Source organism: Oscillochloris sp. ZM17-4 (assembly GCF_019599295.1).
Classification (GTDB): domain Bacteria; phylum Chloroflexota; class Chloroflexia; order Chloroflexales; family Chloroflexaceae; genus Oscillochloris.
In genome coordinates this window covers 51,161-65,700 of the sequence record NZ_JAIEWN010000005.1, presented here as the reverse complement: position 1 = coordinate 65,700, position 14,540 = coordinate 51,161, and the positions used below count along the sequence as shown (strand labels likewise).

Genomic DNA, 14,540 nt, shown 5'->3' with positions numbered 1-14,540 from the left:
CCGCCGGCGCGACTTCCAGTCGCCAGCCGGAGGCCCCAAGATTTTGCAACAGCCCTGCCGGATCGACGCTGCGGCGTGGCGCCGCGACGCCGCAGCGGTATAATACCCTCGCGCTCGATGCAGAGCGATCATCAGCATGCGAGGAAGGTATGCGCACGCACACAGACACACCGGCTCAGGTCAACGACTTCGCGATCGTCGCGGCCACGGCCAACGGCTCTGGCAGCCAGACGGCCAACAACACGATCATCCGCGCGATCTTCACGATGGGCATTCCGGTCAACGGGAAGAACCTGTTCCCATCGAATATCCAGGGTGAGCCGACATGGTTCACCATCCGGGTGAGCCGGGACGGCTACACCTCCCGCCCGGCCCATGTGCCGATCCTGGTGGCATTCAACCCGCGCACCGCCGCCGAGGACCTGGCCGCCCTGCCGGCGGGCGGGATCTGCCTCTACCCCGGCGATGGCCCCTGGCGCCCCGAGCGCCCCGATGTGACGAGCTATCCCCTGCCGGTCAAGGCGCTGGTGGCCGAGAGCGGCTTCGAGCCCAGGATGCGCGACTACGCGGCCAACATGGTCTATGTCGGCGCCCTCGCGGCCCTGATCGGCATCGACCTTGCCGAGATCCGCGCCGCCCTGGAGCACCATTTTGGCAAGCCGAAGCCGGTGGAGCTGAACGATGGTGTGGTGCGGGCGGCGCACGCCTGGATGGCCGAGCGCCTTGGCTGCCAGCCCGCCTGCCCCTACCGACTTGAGCGCATGGGCGCGACCGCCGGCCAGATCCTGATCGACGGGAACAGCGCGGCGGCCATGGGCGCGGTCTTCGGCGGGGTCAGCTTCATCGGCTGGTACCCGATCACCCCGGCCACCAGCCTGGCCGACGGGCTGGCCTACTACCTGCCGCGCCTGCGCACCAACCCCGACGGCACCGCCAGCTACGCGATCGTCCAGGCCGAGGACGAGATCGCCGCCCTGGGCATGCTGATCGGCGCCGGCTGGGCCGGCGCCCGCGCCATGACCTCCACCTCCGGGCCGGGCATCTCGCTGATGAGCGAGTTCGCCGGCCTCGGCTACTTCGCCGAGATCCCCTGCGTGGTCTGGGATGTCCAGCGGGTTGGCCCGAGCACCGGTATGCCCACCCGCACCTCGCAGGGCGACCTGATCTCGACCTACTTCCTCGGCCACGGCGACACCCGCCAGGTGGTGCTGCTGCCCGGCTCGGTGGCCGAGTGCTTCGAGTTCGGCTGGCGGGCCTTCGATGTCGCCGAGGAGCTACAGACGCCGGTGTTTGTGCTGAGCGACCTCGACCTGGGCATGAATATGTGGATGTCGCCGGCCTTCAGCTACCCCGACGGGCCGATGCGGCGGGGCAAGGTGCTGAGCGCCGATGACCTGAGCCGCCTGGGGCGCTTCGTGCGCTTCGAGGACCCTGAGGGCGACGGGGTGGGCGCGCGCACGCTGCCCGGCAACCCGCACCCGCTGGCCGCCCAGCTCAGCCGTGGGACTGGACATAACGAGCGGAACGTCTACAGCGAGAGGCCGGCCGACTGGGTGGCGAACATGGACCGCCTGGGCCGCAAGCACGAGACGGCCAGGAAGCTGGTGCCGCAGCCGGTGATCGACCGGCGCGACGGCGCGGAGCTGGGGATCATCGGCATGGGCTCCAGCGAGGCGGCGATCGGCGAGGCCCGCGATCTACTGCGGGCGCAGGGCGTGGAGACGAGCTTTATGCGTGTGCGCGCCCTGCCGCTGGGCGAGCCGGCCCGCGCCTTCGTGGAAGATCACGCCCGCGTCATCGTCGTCGAGCTGAACCACGACGGCCAGCTGCGCCAGCTGCTCCAGCTGCACTGCCCCGCGCACGCCGCGCGCATCCAGAGCGTGGCCTTCAACGACGGATTGCCGCTGACCGCGCCGTTTGTGTCCGAGAAGATCCTGGAGGCCCTATGAGTACACGCGCCCAGACCACCAACGCCATCGGCCTGACTCGGGCCGACTACAAGGCGGCCACCAGCACGCTCTGCGCGGGCTGCGGCCACGACTCGGTCTCCAGCCAGATCATTGCCGCCGCCTTCGACCTCGCGCTGGAGCCGCACCGGGTCGTCCGCATGAGCGGCATCGGCTGCTCCAGCAAGTCGGCGGCCTACTTCCTCGGCCGCTCCCACGGCTTCAACGCCCTGCACGGGCGCATGCCCTCGGTGACGACCGGCGCGCACGTGGCCAACCGCGAGCTGCTGCCGATCGCCGTCAGCGGCGACGGCGACACCGGCAGCATCGGGCTGGGCCAGTTCAAGCACCTGCTGCGCCGCAACGTGCCGATGGTCTATATCATCGAGAACAACGGCGTCTACGGGCTGACCAAGGGCCAGTTCTCGGCCACCGCCGACATGGGGGCCAGCCTGAAGTACGCCGGCTATAACCCGCTGCCCCCGGTGGACCTGTGCGCCGAGGCGATCATCGCCGGCTGCGGCTTCGTGGCCCGCTCCTTCGCCGGGGACGCCAAGCAGGTGCGCGAGCTGATCAAGGCCGCCTTCAGCTTCCACGGCACGGCGGTGATCGATGTGATCAGCCCCTGCGTCACCTTCAACAACCACAACGAGTCGACCAAGAGCTACGGCTACGGCAAGGCCCGCCAGGAGCCCATCCACGACCTGAGCTTCATCCCGAGCTTCGACGAGGTGCAGGTCGAGTACGCGCCGGGCGAGGTGCGCGACGTGCGCCTGCACGACGGGCCGGTGATCCGGCTGCGCAAGCTCGCCGAGGACTACAACCCGGGCGAGCGCATGGCCGCCCTGGGCCTGATCGAGCGCGCCCGCGCCCGCGACGAGTTTATCACCGGGCTGCTCTATATTGATGAGGCCCGCCCGACATTGGCCGAGGCCATGAACCTCTGCGAGACGCCGCTGGCCGCCCTGCCCGACGACCAGCTGCGCCCGCCGCCCGCCGCCCTGGCGCAGCTGATGGCCGAGCTGGCCTAAGCTTGAAGCTTCCGGTAAGGTTGTGAACCTTACCGGAAGCTCAAAATGCCCGCGCATCACCGTTCAGATAGGTGCGCTTCACCGCTGCATCAGCTTCTGCATGGCCTATAATGAGGCGGTGGCCGGCAGATACGTCATAAGGAATGCCTGATGGCACATGAGACCATCCTCATTGTCGAAGACGACTCGGCGATATCCAGGCTGCTTGAGGTCTATCTGTCAAACAAGGGCTACCAGGTGCGTACGGCCAGCCGCGGCGAGGAGGCTCTCGCGATCTGTCGGGCAACCCCACCCGACCTGATCCTGCTCGATGTGCGACTCCCCGATATTAGCGGCTACGATGTGGGCATGGCCCTGCGGGCCACCCCCGACACCCAGAACATCCCGATCGTCGTACTGACCGCCTTCACCGAGCGCAACGACCGCATGATCGCTCACCACACCGTGCGCGCCGACTACTTCCTCGGCAAGCCCTTCGACATCGAGGAGGTCTACTGGGTGGTGCGCAACCAGCTCGACGAGGGGCGGAGGCGCGGCCAGTTCCACCCTGTCACCAATCTGCCCACCGGCGAGCAGGTGAACGCCCGGCTGCGCGAGCTGCTGGCCACTACGGGCTGGACGCTGGCGCTCATCCGGATCAACGGCTTCGAGAGCTTCACCCAGTTCTACGGCGTCATGGTGGGTGAGAACGTGCTGAAGTTCACCGCCCTGCTGATCAGCGATGTGGTGGGCCGGCACGGCGTCTCAGGCGATATGGTGGGCCAGATGGTGGCCGGGCCGTACTTCGTGCTGATCACCAGCACTGTGCCGAGCGGCGGGATCTACCAGGAGCTCGCCGACCGCTTCGACGCCGACATCCCCCTGCACTATGACTACCACGACCGCGAGCGCGGCGGCCTGGAGGTGGACGGCGACGACGGCCAGGTGCGGCGCTTCCCGCTGATGTCACTGTCGGTGGGGGTGCTCACCAGCGCCGACGGGCCGTTCCGCGATATCCGCGAGCTGACGGAGGTGGCCGAGGATCTGCTCCAGCACGCGAAGGCCGGCGGCGGCGAGCGCCGCAGCGCGATCATCTACGGGAAGTAAGGGCGCAGCAGCGCCGCGCTGCTGCGCCCTTACGGTGCTCGCCAGAGCTACGCGTCCAGCCCCCAGCCGCGCAGCTCGTCCATCCAGCGGTGGCTGGTCAGATCCATATGCACCGGGGTGACGGTGACGTAGCCGGCGGCGATGGCGGACACATCGGTGCCGTCCTCGTGGAGGTCTTCGGGCTCGGCGCCGCCGATCCAGTAGTAGGGGCGGCCGCGCGGGTCCTCGCGGACGATCAGCTCGTCGCGGTAAGTGCGCTGGCCGAGGCGGGTGACCTGGATGCCGCGCACGTCCTCGGGGGGCAGGGCCGGCACATTCACGTTGAGCAGCACGCCCTCGGGCAGGCCGTTCTTCTGGACGCCGGCGACGATCGTCGCCACGGCGGCCTCGGCGGCGCGGAAGTCCTGCGGGCCGCGGTGGCCATTGTTCTGCGAGACGGCGATCGCCGGCAGGCCGAAGATCATGCCCTCCATGGCGGCGGCCACCGTGCCCGAGTAGAGCAGGTCGCTGCCCAGGTTGGCCCCCAGGTTGATCCCGGAGACGACCAGGTCGGGCTTTCTGGGCAGCAGGCCCATCATCGCCAGGGCCACACAGTCGGCGGGGGTGCCGTCGCAGAGCGTGGCCGGGCTGCCGTCGATGAGGGCGCCCTCCCAGGCCCGCATGGGGTCGAAGAGCTTGCGGTAGTGGCCGGCGGCGCTCCAGTTGCGGTCGGGTGCCACCACAGCCACCTCGCCGAGCGGGGCGAGCGCCCGGCGCAGCGCGGCCAGCCCCGGGCTCTGGTATCCGTCGTCGTTGGTGATGAGGATGTACATAGGGATTTGTTGGCGGTTGGGGCGCAGCAGCACCAGGTGTCTGCGCTTCTTAGCCATGATATCGGCTGCTGCTGCGCCCTTACAGGCTTACTCCTTCGGCAGGTCGATATCGCTGAGCCGCACCGTCTTGCGGCCGCTGAACTTGATCGTCTTCTGTCCCTCGCTCGAGAGCTGGCCGTCCTTCTCCAGGTTGGCGATCTCCTGCTGCATGGTGCCGGCCAGCTCCAGCTCGCCCTGGCTGAGCAGGCGGGTGACGGCGCTCTTGAGCTTCTGGGTGGCCCCGCTCACATCGCCGGACTGCAGATCCTGGAGGGCGCGGGTCTGCAGTTTGAAGGCCGAGACCTTCTCGACGATGTTCATCACGCCGGGGTTGACCTGGCCGAGCTGGCCGGCGTCGGCGGTGAAGGTGAGCATAATATCGATGCGGACCTTCTGGCCGGCCAGGCCGAGCGCGGGGATGTCGTAGCTCACCTCGGCCTGGCCGACGCGGTAGGTGCCGATCGGACGCGGGTCGACCAGGAACTCGACCAGCAGCGTGCGGCCCTGGCCCGTCTCCAGCTCGCCGAGCGGCACACCCACATCGCGGTCGGAGATCGGCTTGTAGCCGAGGTTATTGATCAGCGGGATGACCTGCCAGACGGCGCGGGGCGTGACGCCCTGGACGAGGCGCAGGTTGAGGCTGCTATTCTGGATGGCGCTGTTCTGGGCCTTCTGAACCGTGTTCTGGAAGTACTCGGTGATCTCGTTGGGCCGGGCGATATAGTCGGCGGTGCCGCCGGAGCGGTTGGCCATCTCGATCAGCAGGTCCTCGTTCCAGTCCTTGCCGACGCCGAGGGCAGTGATCGGCACACCGATCCGCCCGGCGTCCTCGGCGCGGCGCAGGCACTCGTCCTCATGCTCGGTCTGCCCGTCGGTGAGCAGGACGAGGCGGCGGATGGCACCGCTGCGGTCCTTCTCGATCTCGCGCAGGCCCTTCTCCATGGCGGGGGCGATCTTGGTGCCGCCGGCGTCGCGGATGCGGCCGACCCGGTCCTGGATGCTGCGGCGGTCGGTGACGGCGGCGGCGGGGACGAGCACCTCGGTGCGGTGGTCGAAGATCACCACCGAGGCGATGTCCTGGGCGTCGAGCATATCGACCGCCATGCCGATCGCCTGGCGGACGCGCTCGATCTTCTCGCCCTTCATCGAGCCGCTGCGGTCGAGCACGAAGCTGACATTCACCGGTGTGCGCACCTGCGCCATCACCGCCGATGGCTGTACCTCGATCAGCGCGTAGGCCACCTGGGGCGTCGTCGTGGCTGCGAGATACGGGCGGGCCAACGTCGCCCGCAGGGTTACTTCACCGGCCATAGTTCTCTCCTCTGGGATTGCAGATTGCAGATTGCAGATTGCAGATTGGGCGTGCCGCACAGGACTCCGCGCGCTCTAGCAATTACGGTGATCTGACGCCAGATGTTGCATGGTGGGCGAGTTTATTGTAGCACAGGGGTTGGGAGTTGGAGGTTGGGAGACACCCGACCCCCAGCCCCAACTCCCAACCTCCAACTACACCCCCGACTCCTGGCCCCCGACCCCTGACTCCCGCGAGATCAGCACCTTATCGACGCGCAGACCGTCCATATCGATCACCTCGAAGCGCCAGCCGCCCCAGCTGACCACATCGCCGGTGGTGGGGATCTGGCCGAGCAGGCTGATCACGAAGCCAGCCAGCGTGTCGAAGCGATAGGTCTCCTCGTCGGGCAGGTCGTCCTCGTCGAGGATGCGCTTGACCTCATCCACATTCAGGGAGCCGTCGGCGAGCATGGAGCCGTCCTCGCGGATGGTGACCGGGGGCGCCTCAATCTCATCAAACTCATCGCCGATCTCGCCGACGATCTCCTCAAGCACGTCCTCAAGGGTGACGACGCCCTCGATCCCGCCGAGCTCGCTGACCACCAGGGCCATGTGGCGGCGGCCCTTGCGGAAGGTGGCGAGCAAGGCGCTGGCCCGGCTGTTCTCGGGAACGTAGAGCGGCGGGGAGATCGCCTCGCGCACCTTGGCGTCCTCGCCCTGGCGGCGATAGAGCAGCAGCAGGTCGCGCACATGCACCGTGCCGGTGATCGTGTCGGGCGAGCCCTCATAGATCGGGAAGCGCGAGTAGCCGCTGGAGAGCAGCTCGTCGATGACGTCGCCGAGGGTCGCGTCGGCGTCGAGCATCTCCACATCGTGGCGCGGGGTCATGATATGGCGGACGGCGCGGTCGGTGAGCTTAAAGATGCTATCGATGAACTGCTGCTCCTGGAGCTCGACGGTGCCGCCCTCGGTGCCCTCGCGCACCAGGGCGCGGATGTCCTCCTCAGTCACGCGCTCCTCCTCGACGTTGGCCCGGCCGAGGATGCGCAGGATCAGGTCGGACGAGAAGGAGAGCACGCTGATCACCGGGGTGCTGAACCGAGCGAGGAGGCTCATGGGCGGGGCCATGAAGGCGGCCACGGCCTCGGCGCTCTGGAGGGCCAGGCGCTTGGGCACCAGCTCGCCGAGCACCAGCGAGAGGTAGGAGACGAGGATGACCACGAGGACCTGGGCCAGCGGGATGGCGTAGGGGCCGATGTAGGGCAGCGTCGCGATCGTGGGGGCCAGCTGGTCGGCCAGAGTGGCGCCGGCGAAGACGCCGCTGAGCGTGCCGATCAGCGTGATGCCGACCTGGACGGCGGACAGGAAGCGGTTGGGGTCATCCTGCAGCTTCAGGGCGACCTCGGCCCCGGCGCTGCCGTCCTCGGCGCGCTGCTCAAGGCGGCCGCGCCGCGCCGAGACCATGGCGATCTCGGTGGCGGCGAAGATGCCGTTGGCGAGCGAGAGCACGACGATGATCAGAAGTTCTATCATGCCTAAAAATACTTATACCGCAATACCGCAGAAGGAACGCGGTGGCGCATCGCCCGCCGGTAGGCTGAAGCCCCCGGCTACGGTTCTGCGAAGGCCGCCTGCGCGGCCTGTCTGAGGCCGCGCAGGCGGCCTTCGCAAACCCTAGCCCGCCCGTTTACGGGCCGGGCGCGGTCGGGGCACCGCGTTACGTATGCGCTACTGCCTTATATCGTGAGGAGGAGTTGCCAGCGTAGCTGGCAACTCCTCCTCACGATATGATGATGTTGGGGGGGCTACTGGAAGTGAATAATCCGCAGGAAGCTGTCGGCCTTCAGGGATGCGCCGCCGACGAGGGCACCGTCGATATCTGTCTGGGACATCAGCTCATCGACGTTATCGGGCTTGACGCTGCCGCCGTACTGGATGCGCACCGTCTGGGCGACCGCATCGCCGTAGAGCTCGGCGAGGGTGGCGCGGATGGCGGCGTGCATGGCCTGGGCGTCGGCGGCGGTGGCCGTATCGCCGGTGCCGATCGCCCAGATCGGCTCGTAGGCGAGCACCACATTGAGCAGCTGCGTTGCGGTCACATCGACGAGGCCGGCGCGCACCTGGCCGGTGACGATCGCCTCGGCCTGGCCTGAGTCGCGCTGGGGCTTGCTCTCGCCGACGCACATGATCGGGCGCAGGCTAAAGTCGAGGGCGGCGCGCAGCTTGCGGTTCACGGTCGCGTCGGTGTCGCCGAAGATCTGGCGGCGCTCGCTGTGGCCGACGATCACATACGTGCAGCCCACATCGCGCAGCATCTGCGGGGCGACGGCGCCGGTGAAGGCGCCCTGGGACTCAGAGAAGACCTCCTGGGCGCCGAGGGTGATCGGCGTCCCGGCGACCTGCTCGCCGATGGCGTAGAGCGCGGTGTAGGGCGGGCAGACCACCACCTCGCGGTCAGCGACCTGCCCCAGCCCGGCCAGCAGTCCCGCGACGAGCTCGCGGCCCTCGGCCACCGTCTTGTACATCTTCCAGTTCCCGGCAATGATCGGGGTTCGCATAGGTATTCTCCCCATAGCTATCGGAAGGGCGCACTCGCGCCCGTTAAAGGGCACCGTTGAGCGACCTAAGGATGCTGACTACGACACTGTCGCTGAGCAGAAAGGCCAGCCCGACACCGACGGCCACCGTCACAGCGAAGACCTGCCAGTTCCAGGCGAGCACCTTAGCTCCGTCGAAGGGGCCGGCGGGGATCATGTTGAACACGCCGATCCAGGCGTTGAACTTAAACCCGATGAACAGGGTGATCAGCAGCAGGTTCGGCAGAGGCAGGCCGAGCAGGGCGACGGCGAAGAGACTGATCAGGAAGAGCACCGAGAGCACCAGGTTCGTCACCGGGCCGGCGAGGGCGATCAGGCCGCCCTGGCGCAGCGTCAGGTGGCCGCGGTGCCAGACGGCGCCGGGCGCGGCGATGAAGAAGCCGGCGAAGGCGATGACGACCGAGAGCAGCAGCCACTGGTCGTTGGCGATGAAGTGGGCCTCGGCGCCGTAGCTGCGGGCCACCACCCGGTGGGCCAGCTCATGCAGGACGAAGGCCATCCCGCAGACGACGGCCGAGATGATCAGGTTCTGGACAAATGCCGAGCTGAGCAGGTTGCCCGCCCCCGTCTGCACCACGGCGAAGGCTAGGGTGGACCCGGCCCACGCCTTAAGCAGCTCGATATTGTCGTCCGTGCCGCGCGAGAAGACATCGTCGCTCGGCGTCGAGAAGATATTGCGCACCCCGAGAGTCCTCCTAGATATGCCGTATCGGGCGATCCGCCCTTGTGATGCATTGTAGCATATTCGCAGACGCTAACGGATTGATCTCCGCAGATAGACGCAGCCAAAACACCACGGGCGCGAGCGCCGTCGTATACTGCGCGCACATCGTTGTACATCGTCTTAGCAAGAGAGGTTCCCTCATGAGCGCGCCCGCTTTGAGCCCCGACCTGATCCGCCGCGCCCAGCAGTCCGACCCGCAGGCCATCAGCGCGATCTACGAGCGCTACGCGCCGGAGATCTACCGCTACATCTACTATCGGGTCCACGACGCCGAGCTGGCCCGCGACCTCCAGTCGGATGTGTTTCTCCGCATGATCGAGGGGCTTGGTCGCTACGAGGACCGGGGCTGGTCGATCTCGGCCTGGCTCTACCGGATCGCCCACGACCGCCTGATCGACACGCTGCGGCGGCGCGAGCGGACGCACACGATCCCGCTGGACGCGTGGGTCGAGAGCGGCGATGATCACGAGGACAGCCTGGAGCTGAGCGCGCAGCGGGCGATGCTGCGCCGGGCGATCAGCCAGCTGAGCCCGAGCCAGGCCCAGGTGCTGCGGCTGCGCTACGGCTACGACCTGTCGATCCAGGAGACGGCGCGGCAGATGGGGCGGAGCCAGGGATCGATCAAGTCGCTCCAGCACCGCGCCCAGCAGAATCTGGCTCGTCTCATCCAGGAGGATATGGGCGAGTCCCCTGGCGGGGGCTACTCCTTCGCCTAGATGCGGCGCTCGGACGAGCGACAGGGGCGCGGTGCTTGCACCGCGCCCCTGTCGCTATCTTCTGCCCCGCTGGACGCCCACCTTGAGCACATCGACGAGCTCATCAAGGGAGAGGGCGGATCGCTGCTTGGGCGGGGCCTTGGATGTGCCGCAGAGCAGCAGGCGGTGGCTCGGGTGCACTGGGTGTTGGGGGTTGGCCTGGGACACGCTATACTATAGCCGTTGCCTGTCGCCGCCAGCATAGAGGGACCGCCATGCAGATCCTCCCCGACGTTCAGATCGTCCAGCGCCCCGGCATTGTGGAGTTCGGCTGGGGCCATCACGCGCCCGAGCTGCTCCCGGCCGAGGGGCTGGCGCGCGCCGCCGCGCTTGTCCTCGGCCGCGACTGGCACGCCGCACTGACCTACGGCTACGACCAGGGGCCGGGCCGGCTGATCGAGCTGCTGCGCCAGCGGCTCGGCCGCCTGGAGGGCGTGGCCCCGCCCGCCGAGCAGATCATGATCACCGCCGGGATCTCGCAGGCCCTCGACATGCTCTGCGCGCAGATCTCGCGCCCCGGCGATGTGGTCCTGGTCGAGGCGCCCACCTACCACCTGGCGCTGCGGATCTTCCGCGACCGCGGCCTGCGCGCGGTGGCCGTCCCCGGCGACTCCCAGGGCATCCATGTGGACGCCGCCGAGGCCATGCTGCGCATGCTGCGCGGCGGCGGCGAGCGGGTGGCCTTCCTCTACACCGTGGCCAGCTTCGGCAACCCCAGCGGCGCCACGCTCACCGCCGACCGGCGCTACGCCCTGGCGGCCCTGGCCCGCCGCGAGGGCCTGACGGTGATCGAGGACGACGCCTACGGCGAGCTCTGGTACGACGCGCCGCCGCCGCCGCCGATCTACAACCTGGCCCCCGGCGGCCCGGTCGTGCGCGTCGGCTCCTACGCCAAGGTGCTGGCCCCCGGCCTGCGCCTCGGCTGGATGCTGGCCTCGCCCGAGCTCGTGCGGCGCTGCGCCGGCTGCGGCGTGTTCGACAGCGGCGGCGGCGCGAGCCACTTCGTCGCCCATGTGGTGTCCGCCTTCCTGGAGCTGGGCCTGCTCGACCCCCACGTCGAGGGGCTGCGCGCCGCCCTGCGCGCCCGCCGCGATCTGATGCTCGCGGCCCTGTCCCGCCACCTGCCCTCCGGCTGCACATGGAACCCCTCGCTGGGCGGATTCTTCGTCTGGGTGCGCCTGCCCGCCGGCATGGACGGCGCGGCCATCCTGCCCGCCGCCGAGGCCGCCGGGGTCAGCTACCTGCCCGGCGCACGCTTCTTCGCCGAGGGCGGCGGCCAGAACTACCTGCGCCTCTGCTTCAGCCTGCTCCCCCACGACCAGATCGCCGAGGGCGTCGGGCGGCTCGGCGAGGTGCTGCGCCGAGCCTGAGCCGCATGGTGGTATACTGGCCCGATGCACACGTGGCGAGCCGCCGCTGGAGCGTAGCTCTAGAGGAACTTCCCGACTCCTCGCCCGCCTTCGGGCGGAAGGCCGCCCCGCGAAACCGTAAGCGGGGGCACGGCGATGGTAACGTCGCCGCGACGTAAGACGGCAACAGAGAGCAGACCCGCCGGGGCAACCCGGTGAGGGGTGAAAGGGCCGGGTAAGAGCCGGCCGGCGTCGGCAGTGATGTCGGCGGCCAGGCGACTGCGCCGGCTGATGGGGAGCAAGGTACGTGGGGCGGGCTCATCGGTGGAAGCCGCAAGGCGTTTGTACCACCCCGCTCGCTCGTATCGCCGCCGCGACGGCAGACCGGGTAGCGCCCGGCGCGCTAGGAGCGGCCTTCGCCTCGTGCGAAGAGAGAGATGGCGGCAGCAAACAGAATCGGGGGTACAGTCACGTGTGCTCCGACATTGCCTGCGGCCATGTCATATGCAGGGGCGCAGCAGGAAGAGCGGCGCTGTCGCAACGCGACAGCGCCGCTCTTCCTGCTGCGCCCCTCAGCGCCGGCCCAGCTCGTGGGCCGTGAGCGTCATCACCGTGGGCGGCGACTCGGCGGGCAGGGTGATGATCGGCAGGTCGATGAAGAAGGTCGATCCGCTCCCGGCGGCGCTCTCGACGCCGATCGACCCGCCCATCAGCGCGGTCAGCCGGCGCGAGATGGCCAGCCCCAGCCCTGTCCCGCTGTAGTGCCGGTCGCCGTGGTTGACCCGGCGGAACTCCTGGAAGATCGCCTCCTGATCCTCGGCGGCGATGCCGATCCCGGTGTCGCGCACGCAGATCCGCAGCTGGTCGCCGCTCGATCGGGTGCAGACCGTGATCGAGCCGGACTCGGTGAACTTGATCGCGTTGCTGATCAGATTGGCGAGCACCTGCTCAAGCCGGGAGCTGTTGGCGTGGACCAGGGGCAGCTGATCGGGGAGATCGCCCAGCAGCTCCAGCTCGCGCTCGTGGGCCTGTGGCTGGAGCTGCCCGATGACGTTCCGGATCGCCCGCAGCGGCTCCACCGGGCAGAGATCGACCTTGAGCTGGCCGGCCTCCATCCGCGAGAAGTCGAGGATGTCGGTGATCAGGCGCAGCAGCGTGTTGCTCGCCTCGCGCATGTAGCCCAGCGGCTCCTCCACGCGGTCGCCCAGCGGGCCGTAGAGCCCGCGCTGGAGCATCTCGGTGTAGCCGATGATCGATGTGAGCGGCGTGCGCAGCTCGTGGCTGATGGTGGCCAGGAACGAGGACTTGAGCTGGTCGGCGGCGCGCACCTCCTCGTAGAGCCGGGTGCGTACCGTCGCGTCGGTGATCAGCTCGCCGATCGTCTCGGCCAGGCGCGTCATCGTCGCGCTGATGTCGCGGGGCGCGCTGCTGCCCAGCACCAGGACGCCGAGCGGGCTGCCGTGGAGCATGAGCGGCACGACGAGGATGTTGCGCAGCCCCGCGCGGGCCATCATCTGGCCGACCAGCGAATCGGCCACCTCCGGCTCGTTCAGGGCGAGCAGGCTGCTGTGGCCGGCGGCCATCAGGGCCTGGAGCTCGGCGACGCCCCGGCCGCTGATCAGGTCGCCCTCATAGCTGCGCTGCGTCTCGGCGGCGTAGTCGGCCACAATGTCGAGCCGCCCGCCGCCGGCGCGCGTCACCCCTACGGCGGCGCGGTCCCAGTGGCCCGCCCGCACGATCGTCTCGGCGATCGCCCGGATCAGCCGCTCGGTCTCGGTGGCGGTGTTGGCCGCCCGCGCTACCTCGTTGATCAGGCTCAGCTCGGCCAGGTGCTCGGCCCGGCTCTGCTCGACTCTGGCCCGCTCGCTGACATCGCGCAGCAGGAGCAGGGTGCCGGCCTGCGCGCCGTTGGCGGCCGACAGCGGGCGCAGGCGCAGCTCGATCGCCCGGAGCTGCTCGCCCTCGCCGGTCAGGAGCTGGTGGGTGCGCGGGCCGGGGCCGTCGGCTAGGGCCTCCCGCAGCTCGCCCAGGTGCGGCGAGCGCGTGAGCAGGCCGAGCAGCGGCATGCCGATCAGCTGGCCGGGCGGGAGCTGGAGCAGCGCGATCGCCTCGGCGTTGATCTCGCTCACCACCGCCTGCCGGTTCAGCACCACTAGGCCGTCGGGCAGGGCGGCGAGCACCTCGCGCTCGACGAGGGGGGCCAGGTCGATCACCCGGAAGTGGACGGTGGCGTAGAAGGAGAGTGCGCCGCCGATAAAGAGCAGGATCGGCGTCGGGTCGTCGTTCCATGGCGCCTGGGCGCCGGCCAGGTAGGCCAGGTTGCCGACGGCGGGGATGAGCGCGGCGATGAGCATCATCCACGCGTGGCGGCGGTCGATCGGCGCGGCGCGGAACACCGCCAGGGCCAGCAGGCCGATCCCGGCCGCGAAGCAGCTGTAGGCGTAGGCCGAGTGTACCCAGAAGAGTGGCCCGCGCACGACCTTCAGCCACATAAAGCCGCGGCTCATGTCGGGCATCGTGTCGAGCAGGAAGCGGTGGTGCAGCTCGTTGGTGAGGGCGAGGGCGCAGAACAGCGCCGGGGGGATGAAGATGCCGATCTGAAGAGCTCTGCGCCCGCGCCACCAGTGGCCCGAGTACGAGATCGCGATCAGCAGCCACGCCGGCATGATCGTCACGATACCGACGTACTGGAGCAGCGACCAGAAGAGCGTCCCGGCGAAGCTCGTGTCGGCGGCGGCCAGGGCGTGGCAGGCGCACCAGAAGCTGATCGCGCCCATCAGCAGCGTGAAGGGCCGGCCGCTGCGGTAGTAGCGCCGACGCCAGGCGTAGGCGGCGAGCAGGCCCGCGATCGTCGCTAGCGAGAGGTAGAAGGCAACGAAGGGAAGTGCGCCCATGGCATACTCGTTGG

General features: G+C 68.8%; 11 protein-coding genes. 5 read left to right on the top strand and 6 right to left on the bottom strand.

Annotated elements, in window-relative coordinates:
* Window positions 1-149 precede the first annotated feature (149 nt).
* The 3 genes from K2Z83_RS06200 (at window position 150) to K2Z83_RS06190 (ending at window position 4,063) form a co-directional block, all read left to right on the top strand.
* A complete protein-coding gene (locus tag K2Z83_RS06200; RefSeq protein ID WP_220594310.1) occupies window positions 150-1,949 on the top strand; it encodes a 2-oxoacid:acceptor oxidoreductase subunit alpha in 1,800 nt (599 codons plus the stop codon).
* The gene (locus K2Z83_RS06195; RefSeq protein ID WP_220594309.1) at window positions 1,946-2,977 is read left to right on the top strand and encodes a 2-oxoacid:ferredoxin oxidoreductase subunit beta; all 1,032 of its coding nucleotides are present in this window, start codon (window positions 1,946-1,948) and stop codon (window positions 2,975-2,977) included. The genes K2Z83_RS06200 and K2Z83_RS06195 overlap by 4 nt, the downstream gene beginning before the upstream one ends.
* Window positions 2,978-3,127: 150 nt before the next feature.
* A complete protein-coding gene (locus tag K2Z83_RS06190) occupies window positions 3,128-4,063 on the top strand; it encodes a response regulator (protein ID WP_220594308.1) in 936 nt (311 codons plus the stop codon).
* 47 nt (window positions 4,064-4,110) lie between these two features.
* Here the strand turns inward: K2Z83_RS06190 and surE are convergent, their stop codons facing one another.
* The 5 genes from surE to K2Z83_RS06165 form a co-directional block, all read right to left on the bottom strand.
* Entirely contained in the window at window positions 4,111-4,875 is a 765-nt protein-coding gene (surE, locus tag K2Z83_RS06185; protein WP_220594428.1) for a 5'/3'-nucleotidase SurE, read from the bottom strand.
* Window positions 4,876-4,962: 87 nt separating this feature from the next.
* The gene (locus tag K2Z83_RS06180) at window positions 4,963-6,225 is read right to left on the bottom strand and encodes a VWA domain-containing protein (RefSeq protein ID WP_220594307.1); all 1,263 of its coding nucleotides are present in this window, start codon (window positions 6,223-6,225) and stop codon (window positions 4,963-4,965) included.
* A gap of 195 nt (window positions 6,226-6,420) precedes the next feature.
* Window positions 6,421-7,740: a hemolysin family protein gene (locus tag K2Z83_RS06175; RefSeq protein WP_220594306.1), complete on the bottom strand. Its 1,320-nt coding sequence runs from the start codon at window positions 7,738-7,740 to the stop codon at window positions 6,421-6,423.
* A 272-nt stretch (window positions 7,741-8,012) separates the two neighbouring features.
* Complete coding sequence (gene tpiA / locus K2Z83_RS06170) at window positions 8,013-8,765, bottom strand: triose-phosphate isomerase (protein ID WP_220594305.1); 753 nt, start codon at window positions 8,763-8,765, stop codon at window positions 8,013-8,015.
* A 43-nt stretch (window positions 8,766-8,808) separates the two neighbouring features.
* On the bottom strand, window positions 8,809-9,486 hold the full coding sequence (locus K2Z83_RS06165; RefSeq protein WP_220594304.1) for a peptidase M50: 678 nt from the start codon (window positions 9,484-9,486) through the stop codon (window positions 8,809-8,811).
* Window positions 9,487-9,668: 182 nt separating this feature from the next.
* Here K2Z83_RS06165 and K2Z83_RS06160 point away from each other — a divergent pair, with 182 nt between their 5' ends.
* Both K2Z83_RS06160 and K2Z83_RS06155 read left to right on the top strand, forming a co-directional pair.
* Window positions 9,669-10,244 carry a sigma-70 family RNA polymerase sigma factor gene (locus tag K2Z83_RS06160; RefSeq protein ID WP_220594303.1) on the top strand — a complete coding sequence of 192 codons (576 nt, stop codon included), beginning with the start codon at window positions 9,669-9,671 and terminating at the stop codon, window positions 10,242-10,244.
* Between the two features lie 254 nt (window positions 10,245-10,498).
* Window positions 10,499-11,653, top strand: coding sequence for a PLP-dependent aminotransferase family protein (locus K2Z83_RS06155; RefSeq protein WP_255603405.1), 1,155 nt, complete (start codon window positions 10,499-10,501; stop codon window positions 11,651-11,653).
* 551 nt (window positions 11,654-12,204) lie between these two features.
* Here K2Z83_RS06155 and K2Z83_RS06150 read toward each other — a convergent pair.
* Window positions 12,205-14,526, bottom strand: coding sequence for a histidine kinase N-terminal 7TM domain-containing protein (locus tag K2Z83_RS06150; protein WP_220594302.1), 2,322 nt, complete (start codon window positions 14,524-14,526; stop codon window positions 12,205-12,207).
* Window positions 14,527-14,540 lie beyond the last annotated feature (14 nt).

What these genes read in the sequence shown, in the direction of transcription:
- surE (WP_220594428.1), bottom strand. Translation starts at nt 4,875, where the DNA reads ATGTACATCCTCATCACCAACGACGACGGATACCAGAGCCCGGGGCTG.
- K2Z83_RS06200 (WP_220594310.1), top strand. Translation starts at nt 150, where the DNA reads ATGCGCACGCACACAGACACACCGGCTCAGGTCAACGACTTCGCGATC.
- K2Z83_RS06155 (WP_255603405.1), top strand. Translation starts at nt 10,499, where the DNA reads ATGCAGATCCTCCCCGACGTTCAGATCGTCCAGCGCCCCGGCATTGTG.
- K2Z83_RS06195 (WP_220594309.1), top strand. Translation starts at nt 1,946, where the DNA reads ATGAGTACACGCGCCCAGACCACCAACGCCATCGGCCTGACTCGGGCC.
- K2Z83_RS06150 (WP_220594302.1), bottom strand. Translation starts at nt 14,526, where the DNA reads ATGGGCGCACTTCCCTTCGTTGCCTTCTACCTCTCGCTAGCGACGATC.
- tpiA (WP_220594305.1), bottom strand. Translation starts at nt 8,765, where the DNA reads ATGCGAACCCCGATCATTGCCGGGAACTGGAAGATGTACAAGACGGTG.
- K2Z83_RS06175 (WP_220594306.1), bottom strand. Translation starts at nt 7,740, where the DNA reads ATGATAGAACTTCTGATCATCGTCGTGCTCTCGCTCGCCAACGGCATC.
- K2Z83_RS06160 (WP_220594303.1), top strand. Translation starts at nt 9,669, where the DNA reads ATGAGCGCGCCCGCTTTGAGCCCCGACCTGATCCGCCGCGCCCAGCAG.
- K2Z83_RS06180 (WP_220594307.1), bottom strand. Translation starts at nt 6,225, where the DNA reads ATGGCCGGTGAAGTAACCCTGCGGGCGACGTTGGCCCGCCCGTATCTC.
- K2Z83_RS06190 (WP_220594308.1), top strand. Translation starts at nt 3,128, where the DNA reads ATGGCACATGAGACCATCCTCATTGTCGAAGACGACTCGGCGATATCC.